Origin of the sequence: Providencia sp. PROV024 (assembly GCF_032709665.1) — a bacterium.
GTDB lineage: Bacteria > Pseudomonadota > Gammaproteobacteria > Enterobacterales > Enterobacteriaceae > Providencia > Providencia huashanensis.
In genome coordinates this window covers 4418456-4436717 of record NZ_CP120545.1, presented here as the reverse complement: position 1 = coordinate 4436717, position 18262 = coordinate 4418456, and the positions used below count along the sequence as shown (strand labels likewise).

The 18262-nt window shown below is 39.8% G+C and carries 12 protein-coding genes; 4 read left to right on the top strand and 8 right to left on the bottom strand.

Annotated elements, in window-relative coordinates; translation table 11 throughout:
• Positions 1 to 283 precede the first annotated feature (283 nt).
• Both pfkA and P3L56_RS20520 read left to right on the top strand, forming a co-directional pair.
• Entirely contained in the window at positions 284 to 1261 is a 978-nt protein-coding gene (gene pfkA / locus P3L56_RS20525) for a 6-phosphofructokinase (protein ID WP_042846688.1), read from the top strand.
• A 238-nt stretch (positions 1262 to 1499) separates the two neighbouring features.
• Entirely contained in the window at positions 1500 to 2513 is a 1014-nt protein-coding gene (locus P3L56_RS20520) for a sulfate ABC transporter substrate-binding protein (protein WP_042846687.1), read from the top strand.
• Positions 2514 to 2670: 157 nt separating this feature from the next.
• On the opposite strand, the gene P3L56_RS20515 is transcribed toward P3L56_RS20520, so the two are convergent.
• The 5 genes from P3L56_RS20515 to P3L56_RS20495 form a co-directional block, all read right to left on the bottom strand.
• Positions 2671 to 3627: an OmpG family monomeric porin gene (locus P3L56_RS20515; protein WP_042846686.1), complete on the bottom strand. Its 957-nt coding sequence runs from the start codon at positions 3625 to 3627 to the stop codon at positions 2671 to 2673.
• A 108-nt stretch (positions 3628 to 3735) separates the two neighbouring features.
• A complete protein-coding gene (locus tag P3L56_RS20510) occupies positions 3736 to 5616 on the bottom strand; it encodes a glycoside hydrolase family 3 protein (RefSeq protein ID WP_272659763.1) in 1881 nt (626 codons plus the stop codon).
• Between the two features lie 425 nt (positions 5617 to 6041).
• Entirely contained in the window at positions 6042 to 6986 is a 945-nt protein-coding gene (locus P3L56_RS20505; RefSeq protein ID WP_272659762.1) for an OmpG family monomeric porin, read from the bottom strand.
• A 425-nt stretch (positions 6987 to 7411) separates the two neighbouring features.
• A complete protein-coding gene (tpiA, locus tag P3L56_RS20500; RefSeq protein ID WP_042846683.1) occupies positions 7412 to 8182 on the bottom strand; it encodes a triose-phosphate isomerase in 771 nt (256 codons plus the stop codon).
• Between the two features lie 178 nt (positions 8183 to 8360).
• On the bottom strand, positions 8361 to 8990 hold the full coding sequence (locus tag P3L56_RS20495) for a DUF1454 family protein (protein WP_181468839.1): 630 nt from the start codon (positions 8988 to 8990) through the stop codon (positions 8361 to 8363).
• 36 nt (positions 8991 to 9026) lie between these two features.
• Between P3L56_RS20495 and P3L56_RS20490 the strand changes: the two genes are divergently transcribed.
• Positions 9027 to 9446, top strand: a complete 420-nt coding sequence (locus tag P3L56_RS20490) for a DUF805 domain-containing protein (RefSeq protein ID WP_042846682.1) — start codon at positions 9027 to 9029, stop codon at positions 9444 to 9446.
• A gap of 89 nt (positions 9447 to 9535) precedes the next feature.
• Here P3L56_RS20490 and fpr read toward each other — a convergent pair whose 3' ends face one another.
• The gene (gene fpr / locus P3L56_RS20485) at positions 9536 to 10282 is read right to left on the bottom strand and encodes a ferredoxin--NADP(+) reductase (protein WP_042846681.1); all 747 of its coding nucleotides are present in this window, start codon (positions 10280 to 10282) and stop codon (positions 9536 to 9538) included.
• Positions 10283 to 10730: 448 nt separating this feature from the next.
• Between fpr and emrD the strand changes: the two genes are divergently transcribed.
• Positions 10731 to 11915 (top strand): multidrug efflux MFS transporter EmrD, encoded by a 1185-nt coding sequence (gene emrD, locus P3L56_RS20480; RefSeq protein WP_048605741.1) that lies wholly within the window; start codon positions 10731 to 10733, stop codon positions 11913 to 11915.
• An 83-nt stretch (positions 11916 to 11998) separates the two neighbouring features.
• Here the strand turns inward: emrD and P3L56_RS20475 are convergent, their stop codons facing one another.
• Both P3L56_RS20475 and glpK read right to left on the bottom strand, forming a co-directional pair.
• Positions 11999 to 16450 carry a hypothetical protein gene (locus P3L56_RS20475; RefSeq protein ID WP_198861002.1) on the bottom strand — a complete coding sequence of 1484 codons (4452 nt, stop codon included), beginning with the start codon at positions 16448 to 16450 and terminating at the stop codon, positions 11999 to 12001.
• Between the two features lie 285 nt (positions 16451 to 16735).
• Positions 16736 to 18262: a glycerol kinase GlpK gene (gene glpK / locus P3L56_RS20470; RefSeq protein ID WP_042846678.1), complete on the bottom strand. Its 1527-nt coding sequence runs from the start codon at positions 18260 to 18262 to the stop codon at positions 16736 to 16738.

The following is an 18262-nucleotide window of genomic DNA, read 5'->3' as shown; positions in this document are numbered from 1 at the left end:
AAACTAAGATGCGATCTAGGGCTATAGCTGGTTAGTCTAGGGCATTACATTTATTTAGTGCTGAAATATTTACCTATTGGGGTCATCAGCTAGAATTATGTAAACTAGATCACAATAAAGCATAAAAGCTTGATGGAAAGCAGAGGCATAATCACCTATTTGCCGTATTATTCGCTAGGTGAATCAATTCAGCTTTGTAGTTAAACGCAGTTAGCACGAAAAAATTAAGTAACTCAATGAGTTTATAGATTTGCAATTTTATATTCATTAATCAGAGGTCATCATGGTCAAGCAGATTAAAAGAATTGGGGTTTTAACGAGTGGTGGTGACGCACCGGGCATGAATGCAGCGATCCGCGGCGTGGTACGCGCAGCGTTAGGCGAAGGCTTAGAGGTCATGGGTATCTTTGATGGGTACCTCGGGTTGTATGAAAACCGAATGAAACAATTAGACCGATACAGTGTGTCGGATATGATTAACCGTGGTGGTACTTTTTTAGGTTCAGCACGTTTCCCACAATTCCGTGATGAAAAAGTGCGCGCTGTTGCGTTTGAAAATCTGAAGAAAAACCATATAGATGCATTAGTGGTTATCGGTGGTGATGGTTCATATTTAGGGGCTAAGTCACTGACAGAAGCTGGTTTCCCATGTATTGGCCTGCCGGGGACAATCGACAATGATGTCGCGGGTACGGATTACACTATCGGTTATTTTACTGCGCTTGAAACCGTTGTTGAAGCGATTGACCGCCTACGTGATACCTCAACATCCCATAAACGTATTTCTATTGTTGAAGTGATGGGGCGCTATTGTGGTGACTTAACGCTATCCGCAGCCATTGCCGGCGGTTGTGAGTTTTTGGTATTACCAGAACAGGAAATGGCATTTGACCGTGAAGAGCTGTTATCAGAGATTAAACGCGGCATCGAAAAAGGCAAACGCCATGCGATTGTGGCTATCACTGAGCACGTTTGTGATGTTGGTGAATTAGCAAAATATATTGAACAAGAGACACATCACGAAACACGTGCAACGGTTCTTGGCCATATTCAGCGCGGTGGCTCCCCAGTGGCTTATGACCGTATTTTAGCTTCTCGCATGGGGGCTTATTCAATACAGTTGCTGCTTGAAGGCTATGGCGGGCGTTGTGTTGGTATCCAAAATGAGAAATTAGTACACCATGATATTATTGATGCTGTAATGAATATGAAAAGGGTCTTCAAGAAAGACTGGTTCGATACAGCGAAAAAATTGTATTAATCCCTCTGTAATTGCAAATCTCTCCTGCATGGTTGGTTTCTACTGTGCAGGTTTGATGCTATTTTTCGCCCTAGACAGCTAGGTTGTTGAGTTAATATTCGTTTTGTAGTCTTGTTGCGACCCGCTTGTTTTTTATTCTACATATTCCCCATACGCATAAGTTTTTCTTTTTAATTATTTCTCGTAATTGATTCTATCTGTCAGCCTCTTCCTTATCTAAAACTTGATGGGGTAAAAGATGACGCATTCATGGCAGGTGACAAAGTCTCGATTGGCAGCAGCGTTGCTATTAGTATTAACTACAGGCACTTGGGCGAAAAATATTCAGTTGTTGAATGTATCTTATGATCCAACCCGAGAGTTTTATCAACAATATAATCAGGAGTTTAGCGATTATTGGAAAAATAAAACCGGCGATAGTGTGACTGTTCGCCAATCTCATGGTGGGTCAGGTAAGCAAGCGATATCGGTGATGAATGGCTTAGAAGCAGATGTGGTGACATTGGCATTAGCTTATGATGTGGATGCTATCGCGCAAAGTGGCCGTATTGATAAAGACTGGGCCAAAAAACTTCCTGATAACTCAGCTCCTTATACATCGACTATTGTTTTTTTAGTCCGCAAAGATAACCCCAAAAATATCCAAGATTGGGATGATTTAATTCGTCCGGATGTTTCTGTGGTGACGCCTAACCCGAAAACATCTGGGGGGGCTCGTTGGAATTATTTAGCCGCATGGGGCTATGCCTTAGATAAAAACCAACAAGACTCTGAAAAAGCAAAACAATTTGTAAAGCGGCTCTATCAAAATGTTGAAGTATTAGACTCCGGCGCTCGTGGTGCAACGAATAGCTTTGTTGAGCGTGGGATCGGTGATGTATTGATAGCTTGGGAAAATGAAGCGTTACTCGCTATCAATGAATTAGGGGAAAATGGCCAGTTTGAAATAGTGACACCCAGCATTTCTATTTTAGCTGAACCAACAGTCGCTGTGGTGGATAAAACCGTTGATAAACGAGACCGCAGAGTTGTTGCTGAAGCTTATTTAGCCCATTTATATTCCTTACAAGGGCAGGAAATCGCTGCGAAAAACTATTATCGCCCACGAAATAGTGAAGTTGCTAAAAAATATCGTCAGCAGTTTCCTGAGCTTAAATTGCTGACCGTCGATGAAAGCTTTGGCGGATGGCAGGCGGCACAAAGCACGCATTTTGCCAATGGTGGGGTGTTTGATGAAATTATTCAGCGTTAATACGTTTTATATTTCACACTGTAGTGCTGTTGGCTACGTTGATTAACCACTGGTGTATGCATCTAGGGGAGCTTAGCGCGAACTATTTTGAGTCTAACTAATAATCAGTGGGATATCATTCCTAGCCTGTGAGGGGCAGACTAGGAATGAGGTTAATTTATTGCCACTGATATTTCACACCTAATTGGCCAAGATAGAAGGTTTGGCGGTTGTTGCTTCCAGAGGTGATCCCTGCATTTTTAGGGTTTTCCCAAGTGCTTGGCTCAACGGCGAAGCCACCCCAAAGAGTGAGTTTTGGTGTTAAGTTATAGAAAACTTGAGTTCCGACGCGATAGCCATCCTTCACTTTTTGCGTTGTACGTTTGTTACTATCATAGTTATGTTCATTTAAATAGTAGCGAAAATAGGGCATAACGCTCCAATCTTGGTTGAGTGTTATTGGGAAGTAGCCGCGAATTTGGTTTTGTTCCCACGTCTTATTGAAGTCTTTATCCCATGTCCAGTCGGTATACATATACACTTTTGCGGTTGCAGAATCATTGATTTTATAGACTAAACCGTGTTCAGACTCCCACTCATAACTATTCGCTGCATGGAAATTATCGTAGTGGTATATCGCATCCCAGAAGTTAAATGCCCATTTGTCGTTAAAATTATAGGTTCCACTAGGCATTAACCAAAACATGGTATTCGATGGGCGTGCTTGTGTACCCGGTGCAGAATCATTTGATTCTTTTCGGTAAGTTACATTTAAGTTGAACTGCCCAATATCACTTGAATACATTTTTCGCGTTGCACCAATTTGTGTACGGTTACGAATAAACGAATCTTTTGAAGTTGAAAAGTCGTGGTTATAGCTACGTAATGATTCCTTGTGCTCAAGGAAAAAGCTCCATTTTGACTCTGGGTTAACTAAAAATAGCTGGCCTATCATGCTGGTTTTATCAAAAACTTTGCGATCATTAGTATTATGGTGGCCTTCAAATTTTTCGAGTTCCATATATACGTTAGAAGATATTCGCCAATAATCATTGTTTACTGGCTCTGCCGCAAAAGCAGATGCTGTTAGCCCAGATAGTGCGGTAAGAAATAAACCATTCAGTGAAGTTTTCATTTTAACCCTTTATTTTTTATGTGTTTTTTATTTTTAGTGCCGTTATGACGGGCGTGAGTATCTAGCCTTTATACCGTGGAGGTATAAAGGCTAATTTGTTAATAAGAATTAATATGTGGTGTGGTAGTTTTCACCATGACCATAAGGGAATAGGATTTTGTCCCCTTGTGGGTTTTTGATATTGACGGGGAGCAACCCTTGAGGTGGGTTTAGAGGTTGTGCAGCGCGGTTAGCAAACAGCGTACGTAGCCCGCTACGGATATTAGTTTCCAACGAATTGCGGTTATTATTAGTCACATCGAAGCCAGTGATCCCATAAATAGCAATGTTAGCTTTAACATCATTTAAATAGGCAATGTCATATGGATTACGTGAAGAAATAACAACAAGCGGTATATTTGCGTTATTAGCAGCATCAATAATTAGCTGAGCATTTGTTGGGGTATCTTTCAGGTTATAGGTTGTCAGTAAAATTAAATCTTGTTTTTTAACGATATCTCTAGCCTCGCTTTTTGATAGCGTATTTTCATTTAGTTTTATTACATTGTCGCTGCTATTAATGATTACGTCTGTTTCTTCCGCAATATCACTTAACTGTTTCTGGATTAACGCATTACGTGGTTTTTCATCAGAAATAACTAAGATACGGTTTTGAGGTTTTAGCTGGTAGGGCAGAATATTATCATTCTTAATTAATGTAATTGCTTGTTCAGAAACCATATTTTCTAGGTCTTTATGGCTTTTAGACGTTACAATTTGTTTAGCCTCAGTGAGGTTAATAGGCTGCGCCGTAATTTCTTGTTGAAGTTTTTTCAAGACGACTCGTTTCGCCGACTCATCAATACGTTTTTTTAACTCAGGGTTTTTCGCCGCTTGTGTTTCTAAGTAACGATACATGTTATCTAGGCGTGTAATTGCTTCTGTATCCCACATCTTTATTGGCATTAATACAATATCGGAACCCGCTAACAGTGATGTTTCGACGGCCCAATTAATGTCAAAGTTGTCAGCTATTGCCCCCATGTCCATTGCATCAGTGATAATTAGCCCATCATACTTTAGCTCATCGCGTAAGATACCGTGTAAAATAGGTTTGGATAAGGTTGCTGGGGTGCCAACTTTTTTCCCCGCCAACGTTGTGATTTTATGGTCATCAAGGGCAGGGACAATAATATGAGCGGTCATGACCGCATCTGCGCCATGTGCTAAAGCATATTTAAATGGGGCGAGTTCAGTAGAATGCCACGTTTTTGTATCAGAATTCACCACAGGTAAATCAACGTGGGAATCGGCGGAAACATTACCATGTCCTGGGAAATGTTTAATAGAAGTCAGTAGGTTATATTTATGTATCCCTTTTATATAGCTGGTGGACAATGTTTCAACTAGGTTTTTATCATCAGAATATGAGCGGACACCAATCACAGGGTTATTTTGGTTGTTATTAATATCAACGACAGGGCCAAAGTTGATGTTAAACCCAAGGCTAGATAACTCATATCCGTGGATCATCCCTGTCAGTTCAGCAAGTGCGGGGTTACGAGTCGCGCCTAAGGCCATATTTCCCGGCATTTCAGTCCCAACTCTCAAGCGTGTTACATATCCGCCTTCTTGGTCGGTACCGATAAATAAGGGTAAATTACTACGAGATGATTGTAATTGATTAATAAGTTCAACGGTTTGTGGTGTATCTATTAAGTTTTCACGGAATAAAATAACAGACCCTAAATGGTATTGGTTGATCACTTTAGAGACTTCATCATTCATAGCAAGGAATGGGGCTGGGTCACCATTGCTATCGTTATTCCAATATCTGAAATCCAACATAAATAACTGGCCGATTTTTTCTGCTTCAGACATGTTATTAACGATTTCTTCAGCTGATTTTTGTTTATTTTTCCATAAATCATTGAGCTGGGCTTGTGTCATTGGGTCGGCGATTGACCATGCACTGAAAAGGCATGCAGCCAGTAAGGTAAGCTTTTTCATATTATTTTCTCTAGGTTATTTTTCGAGGAATAATAAGTGCCAAAATTTATTTATGATGTGAGAAAAATCACAGTTGATACTATTCTTCATTTTAAGGTAATGGGAATAGCGAGGAAATAGTGACTTAGATATAGCAGATTCATTTGTATGATATTAAACAATAATTATCCCGGAATAGTTTATTATTACCTGGAATAATTTCATTTTGGGATTATTTCGTTGTGTGACCTAAGCCTTAAATATGGTTAAATAGTATATATATCTTTGTATCTTGTTTATGCTTTATTGTTTCATCGGACAATTTGGTTTTTATTTGATTTAATTTTATAAAATTAGTAAATGGCAAGCAAAAATATTAAAGCCACATATAAAAGCAACGTGGCTTATTTTTCTATAAAAAATAACTAAGCCCTATGAATTAAGGGTTACCAAGTATATTTTACCCCAATTTTTCCAAGATAGAGTACTTGTTTATTATTATCGCCAGAGGTGATGTCATTCTTTTTAGAATATTGCCATGTAGTGGGTTCGTAAGCGGCACCTCCCCATAACGTTAATGAGGGAGTAACATGGTATTCCACATCAGCACCAATTCGGAAACCATTTTTAGCTTTTTGCGTTAAGTAATGGTTTTCATCATGAGTGTGTTCGCTTAAATAGTAGCGAAAGTAAGGTGTAAACTGCCAATTGTCATTAAGAGTAATGGGAAAATATGCCCGAAGCTGTGACTGTATAAACCGGTCACTGAAACTGTTATCCCATAGTTTATCTATATAAACGGTTAGTTTGGCTTTCAATGCATCGGAATGTTGATAAGTGATACCATATTCTGTTTCTGCTTCATAACTATTGGAATTAAAATAGTTACTATAGTAAAGATAAGAAAGCCAAAAATTAAATGACAAATTATCGTTAAAATAATAGTTACCTGATGGCGTTAATGCATATAAGCGATTTGATGAGCGAGCTTTGGTGCCTGGAGCAGAGTCATTGGATTCTTTACGATAGCGGAAGCTAAGGTCGAGATCAGATTGTTTTGATTTAACCAATTTCTTTGTGATATCAAATTGGGTTCGGTTGCGAATATAAGCGTCCCGAGATGGGCTAAAATTACGCCCATGGTTTCTTAATGATTCCCTGTGTTCTAGAGCAAAATGCCAGTCTGATGCGGGATTGGTTAGCTTTAATTTCCCAACAGTGCTGATTTTATCGTAGACTTTATTGTTGAATGCATCACGTTGACCGCGATATTCTTCTATTTCTAGATAAACATTGGTTTTTATATGCCAAGCATCCTGGTTTTTTTCAGAAAAGCAAATAGTCGGGAATATAATTATGATGCTATAAATTAGACTAACTATATATTTCATATTTATCCTTTATGATGAGATGAATAATCATTGTTGATTTTTTAAGTTGGATAAATCTGAATTATATTTTATTTTTAGTCTACTGTTATTATTTGATTTATGAGGAATGATATTTGTAATGGAAAAGAGTAAGTCTATATAGTCAATTGATTTTAATGGTTTTATTTTTACTTTGTTTATATTTGAATGTTGTCTTAATTATGCTCTCTGGTTTTTCTTAATCATTTGTTTATTAATTAATTTGAAGATTAATTTTAATTATTTTAAATTTAAATAACTTCAGGTTTTAAATCTAAAGCTATATTTTATTATGTGAACAAAAAGTATTAGAAAGTATTTAATATATTCCATTAAATATAACTATTATCTAATAAAAAACCGCCAATAAATGGCGGTTAAGAATAAACATGAATAACCTAATAAGGTTATTTAGTTTTTTTCGCTTCAGCTGCTGCTTTTACAATGACTGCAAATGCGTCAGCTTTTAGTGATGCACCACCAACTAAAGCGCCGTCGATATCTGGTTGAGTAAATAACTCAGCAGCATTACTTGCATTCACAGAACCACCGTATTGGATGATCACTTGCTCAGCAATTGCAGCATCTTTTTTCGCAATATGAGTACGGATAAACTTATGAATTGCTTGTGCTTGGGCTGGAGTTGCGGATTTACCAGTACCGATAGCCCAAATTGGTTCATAAGCAATTACTGCACCTTCGAATGCTTCTGCGCCTAATGAATTCAGTACAGCATCGATTTGGCGAGCACAGACTTCTTCAGTTTTACCTGCTTCATTTTCTGCTTCTGTTTCACCAATGCACAGAACTGGGATTAAACCTTGTTCTTTTAATACAGCGAATTTTTTAGCAACAAATTCATCACTTTCATTGTGATAGGTACGGCGCTCTGAGTGACCAATAATAATGTACTTGGCACCGACATCTTTCAGCATTTCAGCAGATGTTTCGCCTGTGAATGCGCCAGACAGGTTAACGTCAACGTTCTGTGCACCTAATGCAATACGGCTACCTGCCAATGCATGTTTAGCTTGAGTCAGGTAGATTGCTGGTGGCGCAATTGCTACATCGCAGCCATCAACGCTGCTAAGTTCATTACGCAGACCTGCGATCAGGTCATTGACCATATGGGTGCTGCCGTTTAGTTTCCAGTTACCCATTACCAATGGATGTCGCATGTTGTTTCCTCCAACCAGAGAGTTTGAATGATTAATCAATAAGTTATTCATTACGCGCTGATGTTGTACGCGCAATGTGACAGTTTTGTCGCCATTCACCTTTCGTATTATAAGAACAATAGATGATAATAGCTTTGCTTTTTATCATGCTTATTCTGAGAGCGTGATCACTACCCGTTTAGGGCGTTTGTTGTTCTAGCTTAATCGGTTCAACAGCAAAAGTAAGCACATTATTGTCACTTTTTACTAAAATATACCTCAATACCCCGAAGCGAGCTTCTTCAGCCCGGTTTGTGTTTTTGTCTGCCATAATTTTATTTAATGCCTCAGTGAGTTCAGGAGCTTTATCAAGTGGGACATCGGGGGCAAATTGGTGGATAATTGCGATGGTATAGCGTTCCATTAACTGTTGGTTTGCTTGTGCTTCTTGGCTATTTTCTGCGGGGAGTAGCGTAATTTGTAAGCTCTTAATTTTTTCGCTTCCACGCTCTAAAACCGCGGATGAGTATATGTATTGGTTTATACGAGAAGCTGCCCGAATATAAGGTGCGGAAATGTCTTGGCTGGCAATCACTTTATATTCGTGAAGATATAAATCTTTATAAGTTTGGTTAAATTGATTGCGCAATTTAGGAATGGTGAGGTCAAAAGAAGGGGCATCAGGAGCTAAATAGGCGACTTCAACGTCGGTATCTGGCATTGTTGGCACTTTCTGAGCCAAGACCAATTGTGGCACACTAAGCGCAAAAATGGTTATGATGGCGTATATAGAACGAAATAAGGTTTGGGGCATTTTTTTGACACTCATTCTTTGGGTTTTCATATTGTATCAGGATTATAGGTAATGACATTACAACAATGGGCTTTTTCCTTCAAAGGTCGTATCGGTCGCCGGCCATTTTGGGTAGGTATTGCCGCCACTTTTATTTTAATAACGGCTGTTGCACTATTACAAAATGTATTTTTATTGCCTGAAATATTCTCTTTAGTTTTCTTTATTGTATTACTTTATCCCCTAGCAGCGATTTTTGTGAAGCGTTTACATGACCGAGGTAAGTCAGGGGGCTGGTTCGGGTTAATCGTACTCGCATTTGCCCTGTTTTCGATAGATGTCAGCCAATTTGAGCCGATATGGCAATGGGGAATAGGCCGTTTTTTACCTTTGCTAATTACCATGATCATGGTTTTAGATTGCGGCGCTTTTTTGGGAATGGAAAGTGCGAATCAGTATGGTGAGAAAACAGAACCCGTTGAGTATCTATAGCGTGAGGCTATGGAGCCAAAACTACCCTGAGCATCTCTCAGGGTAGTACTTTTACATGATTGCTAATGTTGCGGGTCCATTGGGCCTGTTTACCAGTATTGTTCACTAGAAATATGGCCGGGTTTTCGGCGTAGGTGCTTAACCATCCCGTGGCTATTTTTCAGCATTTCGCGCGTATCTCTTACCATCTCAGGGTTACCACATAACATGACATGGCAGGTATCAGGAGAAAGGGTTACACCCACTGCATTCTCTAGCGCATGGCTTTCAATGAGAGCGGGGACACGCCCATGGAGAGAGTTTGAGCACTGTTCACGGCTCACGACAGTGACAACCTTAACTTTCCCATGAAATTGTTGTTCTAAAGCTTTCATGAGAGGCAAATAGCTTAAATCTTTTGCAAAACGTACTGCATGTAGCAAGATGATATTATCAAAACGCGCTAAGTCTTTACCTTCTTGTAAGATGGATAAAAACGGCCCGATGGCAGTTCCGGTTGAAAGCATCCATAAATTTTTGCATTCTGGTATTTCATCCAAGACAAAAAATCCGGCAGCTTCATCCGTGATTTGTAAGGTATCGTTAGGCTTTAATTTTGCAAGTTGTGGGCTTAATTTCCCTCCAGGAACAATCACAAAGTAAAATTCAAGCCGGTTATCGCTCGGTGCGTTAACGTAGGAATAGGCTCGTTGAACTCTTTCTCCCTCGATTTCCAGTGCTAATTTAGCGTATTGTCCGGCTGTAAAAGGTTTAATTGGCGCCTCAATGACAAGGCTAAATAATGCATCAGTCCAAAATTTGGCTTCAATGACTTTCCCAGTTACCCAATTTGCCATAAATTCCACCTCTTAGTATTTCAAAATAAACTAACTAAAACGACATATTGATTACATGAATTAGCTAGGGAATGGATCATTAGGATTTAATACTAAATCAGTTCACTATTTATGCTTATCGATAATGTGTCCCAGTGATTTATTCTTAAATATGGCTTATTTTCAATTTCAATGTACAGTTATCTTGACAGTGTTGGCGAATATTACTGCCATTGTTAAATAAACTAAAATGTACTGCTACTACGAATAAAGGGTAATTTTTGTTATCTTAATCACAGTAGGACAAAATCTGTTGTTTGCTATTTACCTGAAGCAGGTTTAAAGCGCAGAACAACAATTAAATATTGATAATTTAATGTCTAAATAGTCGCTGTATTATTTTTAAATAATACAGCGTTATTGTGTGTCCGGATTGTCTATCCGGGGTTTTGATATATTTGAGAGAAAAATGAGAAAGCTGGAACATTTCAATCTGTTATTAATGTTAATTGCATTAGCGGCTGTCGGCCAAATGACACAAACTATTTATGTCCCTGTGATAGCTGAAATAGCGGTGTATTTTAATGAGCCTTCCGGGGCTGTTCAGCAGGTAATGGCCGCTTATTTATTTTCTTATGGTTTTTCACAGTTATTGTATGGTCCGTTGTCCGACCAAATTGGCCGCCGACCTGTTATTTTGTTCGGTTTGACAATTTTCTTATTTTCCACCATCTTGGCGATTTTTGCTCCAACCTTGACGACATTAACAGTTGCCAGCGGTTTACAGGGGCTAGGTACTGGCGTAGCTGGTGTGATGGCGAGGACTATGCCGCGTGATTTATATAAAGGCACTGCGTTGCGCTATGCAAATAGTTTATTAAATATGGGGGTATTAGTTAGCCCATTATTGGCACCCATGTTTGGTGGTATATTAGCCCATTTTTGGGGGTGGCATGCCTGTTATATTTTCCTGTTTATCTTAGGTGCATCAGTGTTATTAAGTATGTACCGTTGGCTACCTGAAACCCGCCCAGTTTCGCCTGAAAAACACAGAATGGTTGATTCATACCGAGCGCTATTATCAAACGGCTCATTTTTATCGTATTTAGCAATGCTGATAGGCGCGTTAGCAGGGATAGCCGTGTTTGAGTCGAGTAGCGGTGTATTAATGGGGGGAGTTTTGGGGTTAAGTAGTATCACCGTGAGCATTTTATTTATTCTGCCGATCCCTGCCGCTTTTTTTGGTGCTTGGTATGCAGGGCGTGAAGGAAAAACCTTTTATCACCTGATGTGGCACGCCGTATTAATTTGCCTGCTGGCAGGTATCATGATGTGGCTACCAAGTTGGTTTGGTATTATGAATACATGGACATTGTTGGTGCCAGCCGCCGTCTTTTTCTTTGGTGCAGGGATGCTATTTCCTTTAGCAACAACGGGGGCAATGGAGCCATTCCCTTATTTAGCGGGTGCTGCCGGAGCGCTGGTAGGGGGATTGCAAAATGTAGGTTCAGGGGTTGCAACATGGATCTCTGCATTGTTACCACAGGATGGGCAGTTTAGCCTTGGGCTTTTAATGTTTTTAACATCCATACTGGTTTTATTGTGTTGGCTGCCATTAGCTAAACGGATGGGTCATACAGAACGAACTGTTTAATGGATAAAATAAAGTGGGAAACGATAGGTTGTCCCACTTTATTTGCAATATTAGGCGGCAGTGCCGTTAGGTTTATTGGGTGATTAGGCGATTAAAGGCGAAACAATCTGCGTAGGTTGTGGCAGTATTGCTCCAGGAAAAAGCGATAAGTTATCCTTTTGATCAATTGTTGATAGCAGCGCCGGTTGTTCTGCTATTGAGTTAAATTCGACTGGGCGGTCATAATTTACAAACGCGGTATTTTCTGCCAATTGGTCTATGCTGTTTTGGTAGAGCCAAATTGAGCTAGGTGCCACGTTATCCTGCAAGTGTTGGTCGATATACACTTTGATTCCAACTAATTCTAAGCCCGGGGTACTGTCGATGGTTCCGTTGATAGTCAATATGTCTTGGTCTACAGAAAGATACCAGCGTTCTTTTGGTGTATATTCTTCAATTCTACCCTGCTCATTATAAAGCTGTAGTGTTACCCAATATGTATGTTCGCTATTAGTTAGGCCAAGTTGTTTAATGTTAACCAGTTGATGAATATGTACATCAGATAGTAAGTTTCTTTCTGAGGGGACATTAAGTTGGCGATTAGAAATAAAACGTTTATCTACTTGAATATCAAGGTGGTTAATCGGCTTAAATTCATGTATGGCCAGTTGTATTTCATCCTCACCAAATGGGTCACTTAATGAAAAATCCTGTTGGTGTAATTGGCCGTTTTCGACCCAGCTAGCGCGTAGTTTACTATGTTTATCAATACGCGATAAATTTACCTGACCAGTCTTAGCATTAACCAAATCATGTTCGGTTGCAGACCAAAACAGCTTAGTGCCACGCCAATAATTATCTAGCTGTAATTTTTCTGGTAGCGTTTGCCCATTACTGTTAGAAAACAAACGATTTGCCAGTGATTCAGGGTTTTTATATTGAAAAATGATTTTTGCTGCATCTTTGTTGCCCGCTTCTTTAACTTCCAGTTTAACCAATTCCCCCTTGTCAGCAATTTTTAAGTTCAATTGGTTATCAAATATAAAAATATCTTTTGTTTCAGAGAGTAAGCCGTGGTGCGTTGCGTAAGTAACTTTGAATGAATAGTCCGAGTAGTCACCATCAAGAGATTTTGTGATGAATTCATCATGAGGGGTATTTATGGTGCTAGCGATTGTTTTGATGATATTCAGCCGACTATAAGGATGAAGGGTACCATCCGTCATTCGCGTAAATTGCCTATGTAGCCAATATATTGGGGTATCACGCTGAATATAGTGTTTAGAGTACTTGTTTTGATGAGCTTTTTGGATGAGAAAATCTTGGATTTTTGCTACGAAATAATCAGAGTGAGGAAGAAAAGCATCGTTATTGGCTAAGAGTTCCATAGGCGAGGTGGGGTACATTGCTGGCTTGACCTCAGTAACACCACCGTTAACCGATAGCCGTTTATAGGTAATATACCGTTGCTGTTGTTGGTCATAGGCAATGTTTACCCCATTGCTATACTCCTTAAATGGGTATACTTCTTTATTATTAGTATGCGGTAAGCCTAAGCCATGGCCATATATTTCATGCCATAAAATCCCCGAATCTGCCAATCCCCCGCCATAATTGGGTGAAGCTATCCCCAACAACCAGAAAAAAGCACCATCAGGTATTAAAGGCTCGATAGCGGAGTAATGAAATTCAAAATTGAATGAGGTTAATTTTGCTAATTTGGAGCTATTCATGTATGCCCAATGAATCTGTGAAGCGGTAAATTGCGGAATTACTTTGGGGTTATCATATTTAGGGTTTGACAGAATACGGGTGGTAAGGTAGCCATTAATATAAGGGTTTAGTGCTGGGGACTGCGAAACAGCTGGGTAACTATAGAGAGTAAAGTGTTTGATTGGTAGCCTAGCGGCGGCTTCTATCCCCCAACTTAGGGGGGAGTAGGTGTAAGTGCCATGCCCTTGTTGATAAAGGCTAGTAGTATGGATATGTGAGGTTATTGAGTGATTGGGTTTTACGTTTAATTGGAAATTACCATTTTCCTCGGTATAAGGCATAAGAATCGGGGTATTATCGGCTAAAATGCGAATTCTAACCCCCGGTTGTACCCACTCGCTTTTTAATGGGGCGGTATAGCTTTGATGATGCAAATCATTAGCAGGAACACTCATTTTTATGGGAATTGGTAATAACGTTTGCGGTAGCCTTTCGGGGCCCACTAACCTTACTCGGCCTAGTTCTTTTCCCTCCTTTGTGCTGACTATCGCGACAAAATCAGGTGATTTCGCGGAAGATTGACTAGTCACATCGACTTTAACCAATGCCCAACGGTTGGCGGATAAACAGAAATAGGGGGTATCTGGTGCCTGCAGGTGAGTCTGTGCGAGTTGAATATTATGTACTTGCATGTCATGGGGTTTAGGATGTTTTTTGGGGCTGGGCTCATTATAGATAGGGTCTTGGATGGTAAAGGTTTTTTTCCCAGGGATGGAAACCAGTGGAGGGGCTTCCATTTGTAATTGAACGGATATTGGGGCAGAGATATCCCCATTTTTCATTACGGCAACAAAATCAAATTGCTCTACTCCGTGGTGATTAAAGTGATTATCTGGCTGGTATTGCCATTTCCCGGTTCTCTCATCTAGCAAAACGTCGCCAAATTGTGGTTTTTCAATTAACTGATACTCCACAATGTTTTCATCTGTAGGGAGATCGCCTGTGACGGCACCTACGATGAAAGGGTCTAATGATGATGTTGGGTTTTCAACAATAACAATAGGGAGGATTTGTTCTTGATAACCAAATTGGAGGAGGTCGAGCTTCCGGTTTTGTAAATCAGTAATATTTAACTGATATGTCTTTTTATTCCAGTTGACACGAATGTCACTATCATCAATGTGCTGGTGGATATAGTCTTGCAGGTATTGTGCAAATTGTTCAGGGGAGGTGAATTGGGTTTCTGTCAGTTTAAACTCTTCACGATAAATCTCAGTAATATGGCTATCTTTATCCGTGAGTTTTAGTGAAAGGTGTGTCCAGTTATTAATTTGGTCTTTATCAATGCTAATGGATTGAATAATTGCATTATCTTCTATTTTTTTATAAACGGTATTGGGAACATCAACATAGGGAACAGGCACGTTTCTTTTTAATTGAAATTGGGAAATGCAAATACCTTCTCCAACAATTATTATTTGGTTATTTTTATAGCTGACTTTTACTAATGGGTGGGATAATAGACTCAGTTGATGGTTGATCTTATTTTCAATTTCTTGGGCTAATTCAGGCCAAGAAGACCGTGATATTAATGCGATGTCATCTAATTTTAGAATTATATTTTGATGTTCACTGCTAAGGACAATTGAAAAATATTCTGATTGTTGAAGGGTTTCATCTGTTAACAGTATTGAGTTGATCGCTGAATGAGGTAAGGAAACCACTTGTTGGAAGCCATGTGGGTTAAATGACGGTGTATTTTTGTTTGTTTTGGTTATGTCAGTCTTAGATTGGATATAGCTAAAGGCACTTTCTGGAATACGCTCTATTGGTGATTGCCCTGAACGATATAATAAGTCAAATTTAGGTGGTGATGTTTCTGTAATTGTCTTAATGCTAAAATTTATTGTGCCATTTTTATCTATATGCCCAAGGGAGATAGCCTGATGTTCATTCGAAGGTATAATATGAATGTCTCTTGAGCCTATGCTTAATGTCGCGCACTCCTGTAATAATGAAGTATCTAGGTATAAGGTCCAGTCACCTGAATCGGTAAACGTTATTTCCCCGCTATAATTCCAACCAGTTCGGTAAGTCTGTTCGGTAATTACTGAGTTCTGCTGCGAAAAATTGGAAATGATATGGGTATTTTTTTCAATATCATTTTTACCTTTAATTTGGTAAGTGCTAACTAATATTCCTTGTGGCGCATTATTTTCTTTTTCAGTTTTTGCACTGTTTTTATCATTAACATCAATTAATGAAAGCTCATTGATAAATTTTTGCATTGATGGAGAGGGGGGAACATCGTCATTTTCAATGATGAGTAAGCTACCGCCAGTCAATTCGAGGTAATGGCGTAGTAGCTCGACTTGTTTATCATTACTGCTAGATGAAACAACGACCGTATCATAGTGGCGGTGCCATTGCCCACTGGGTAATAAGAGGTCTGCGATTTGGTCTGCGGCACGTGCATCCCCCTCTTGCCATTTAGTTGGTGAATTGGAACTATCAACAAATAAATTATGGCTGGGGTGGAATTCAGAGCCTGAAAATTGAAACTGTTCAACGGTGCTCAGTACATAATTGGGCTTGTTTCCACCGGATAAACGCGGCGAATTCATTAACCAATTGAAAAAAGTAAAAGTAGCTTGGCTGGTGGTAGATTGGCGCGGGTTTTCTTTTAATCCACGAATTAAGTCAGAATCGTTTTTTATTATTGCTACTCGGCTGTTTTGTTTATAATAGCCAAACTGTAGTTTTTTTTGCTGTATTTGTTCTGAAACAAGCGTAGATGTGGTTAGTTTATATAAATAATTTGTAGGTTTCTTGAGGTGTTCCATACCCATTTTCCTTGAAAGAATAAGTAATAATACATGTAGTTCAAGGTGATTTTAGATAAACTCATATGGGCTTTCTAATTTATTATTAGTCTGATTATTGGCTTTCTATTTATTAGCTAATTGGTTTTCCCTGCCTTGTCTCACCATTCGAAAGTCAATAAATTGATTTTCCTCGTTTATTTTCAAAAACTATTCAGTTTACTGCCAAACACAATATATCAGTTAATCGTTTAAGGCAGTGCCGAAGCACCGCCTTAAAAAACAATAAAGTGTTAGTGGCAATAATTAACCACGGTCTTCCCACTCTTGAGCTCGTGCTACTGCTTTTTTCCACCCTTCATATTTGAAATTACGTTCTGTCGTTTCAATACCAGGCTTAAAGACACGCTCAATAGTCGCTTTACTTTGTAGTTCATCAAGGTCATTCCAGAAACCAACGGCTAACCCTGCAAGATAAGCAGCACCTAGTGCTGTACTTTCACGAACCTCTGGGCGTTCAACAGGGGTCCCGAGAATATCCGCTTGAAATTGCATTAGGAAGTTATTGGCGACAGCACCACCGTCAACACGTAGTGCTTTTAAACGTTCGCCAGAGTCTGCTTGCATTGCGTCAAGTACGTCACGAGTCTGGTAGGCGATAGATTCTAGCGTTGCGCGAATAATGTGATTACGGTTAGCACCACGGGTTAAGCCAAAAATTGCTCCTCGCGCATAAGGGTCCCAATAAGGGGCTCCTAACCCTGTAAAAGCAGGAACGACATAGACACCATTACTGTCTTTCACTTTAGTGGCAAAATATTCGGAGTCAGTCGCTTCATCGATTAATTTTAGCTCGTCGCGTAGCCATTGAATGGAAGCGCCCCCGACGAAAACCGCACCTTCAAGTGCATAGTTCACTTCACCTTTCGGACCACATCCTATGGTCGTTAGTAAGCCGTGATTAGAGCGTACCGCGGTTTCTCCGGTATTTAACAGCAAGAAACAGCCTGTTCCATAGGTATTTTTAGCCATGCCAGGCTTGACGCACAGTTGGCCGTACAGCGCCGCCTGTTGGTCACCCGCCATTCCTGAAATTGGGATACGCGTTCCACCTTTCCCCCCAATATTGGTTTGGCCATAAACCTCTGATGATGGACGAACCTCTGGGAGCATGGCGCGTGGAATATTTAGGGCTTTAAGAATTTTATCATCCCATTCTAGGTTGCGGATATTAAACATCATAGTACGGGATGCGTTGGTATAGTCGGTGACGTGGACACGGCCTTGTGTCATTTTCCAAACTAGCCATGTGTCAACGGTTCCAAACAGTAATTCCCCTTTTTCTGCGCGTTCACGAGCCCCTTCTACGTTGTCTAAAATCCATTTAACTTTTGTGCCGGAAAAGTAAGGGTCAACGACAAGGCCTGTGTTTTGGCGAATATATTCTTCTAGATCACGGTCATTTTGTTTGAGATGAGTACAAAAGTCAGCTGTGCGGCGGCATTGCCATACAATCGCATTATAAACAGGCTTACCTGTTGCTTTCTCCCAGACAATAGTCGTTTCTCGTTGATTAGTAATGCCAATCCCAGCGACTTCATCAGTTCGGATATCTGCTTTGGCAAGAACTTCAACTAAGGTCGAACTTTGTGATGCCCAAATTTCCATAGGGTCATGTTCTACCCAGCCTGGCTTAGGATAAATTTGTGTGAATTCACGTTGTGAAATACTAATAATATTTGCATCGTGGTCGAGTACAACCGCTCGTGAACTGGTTGTGCCTTGGTCAAGTGCGACAATATATTTTTTCGCAATAGTGGTTTCTGTCGTCAT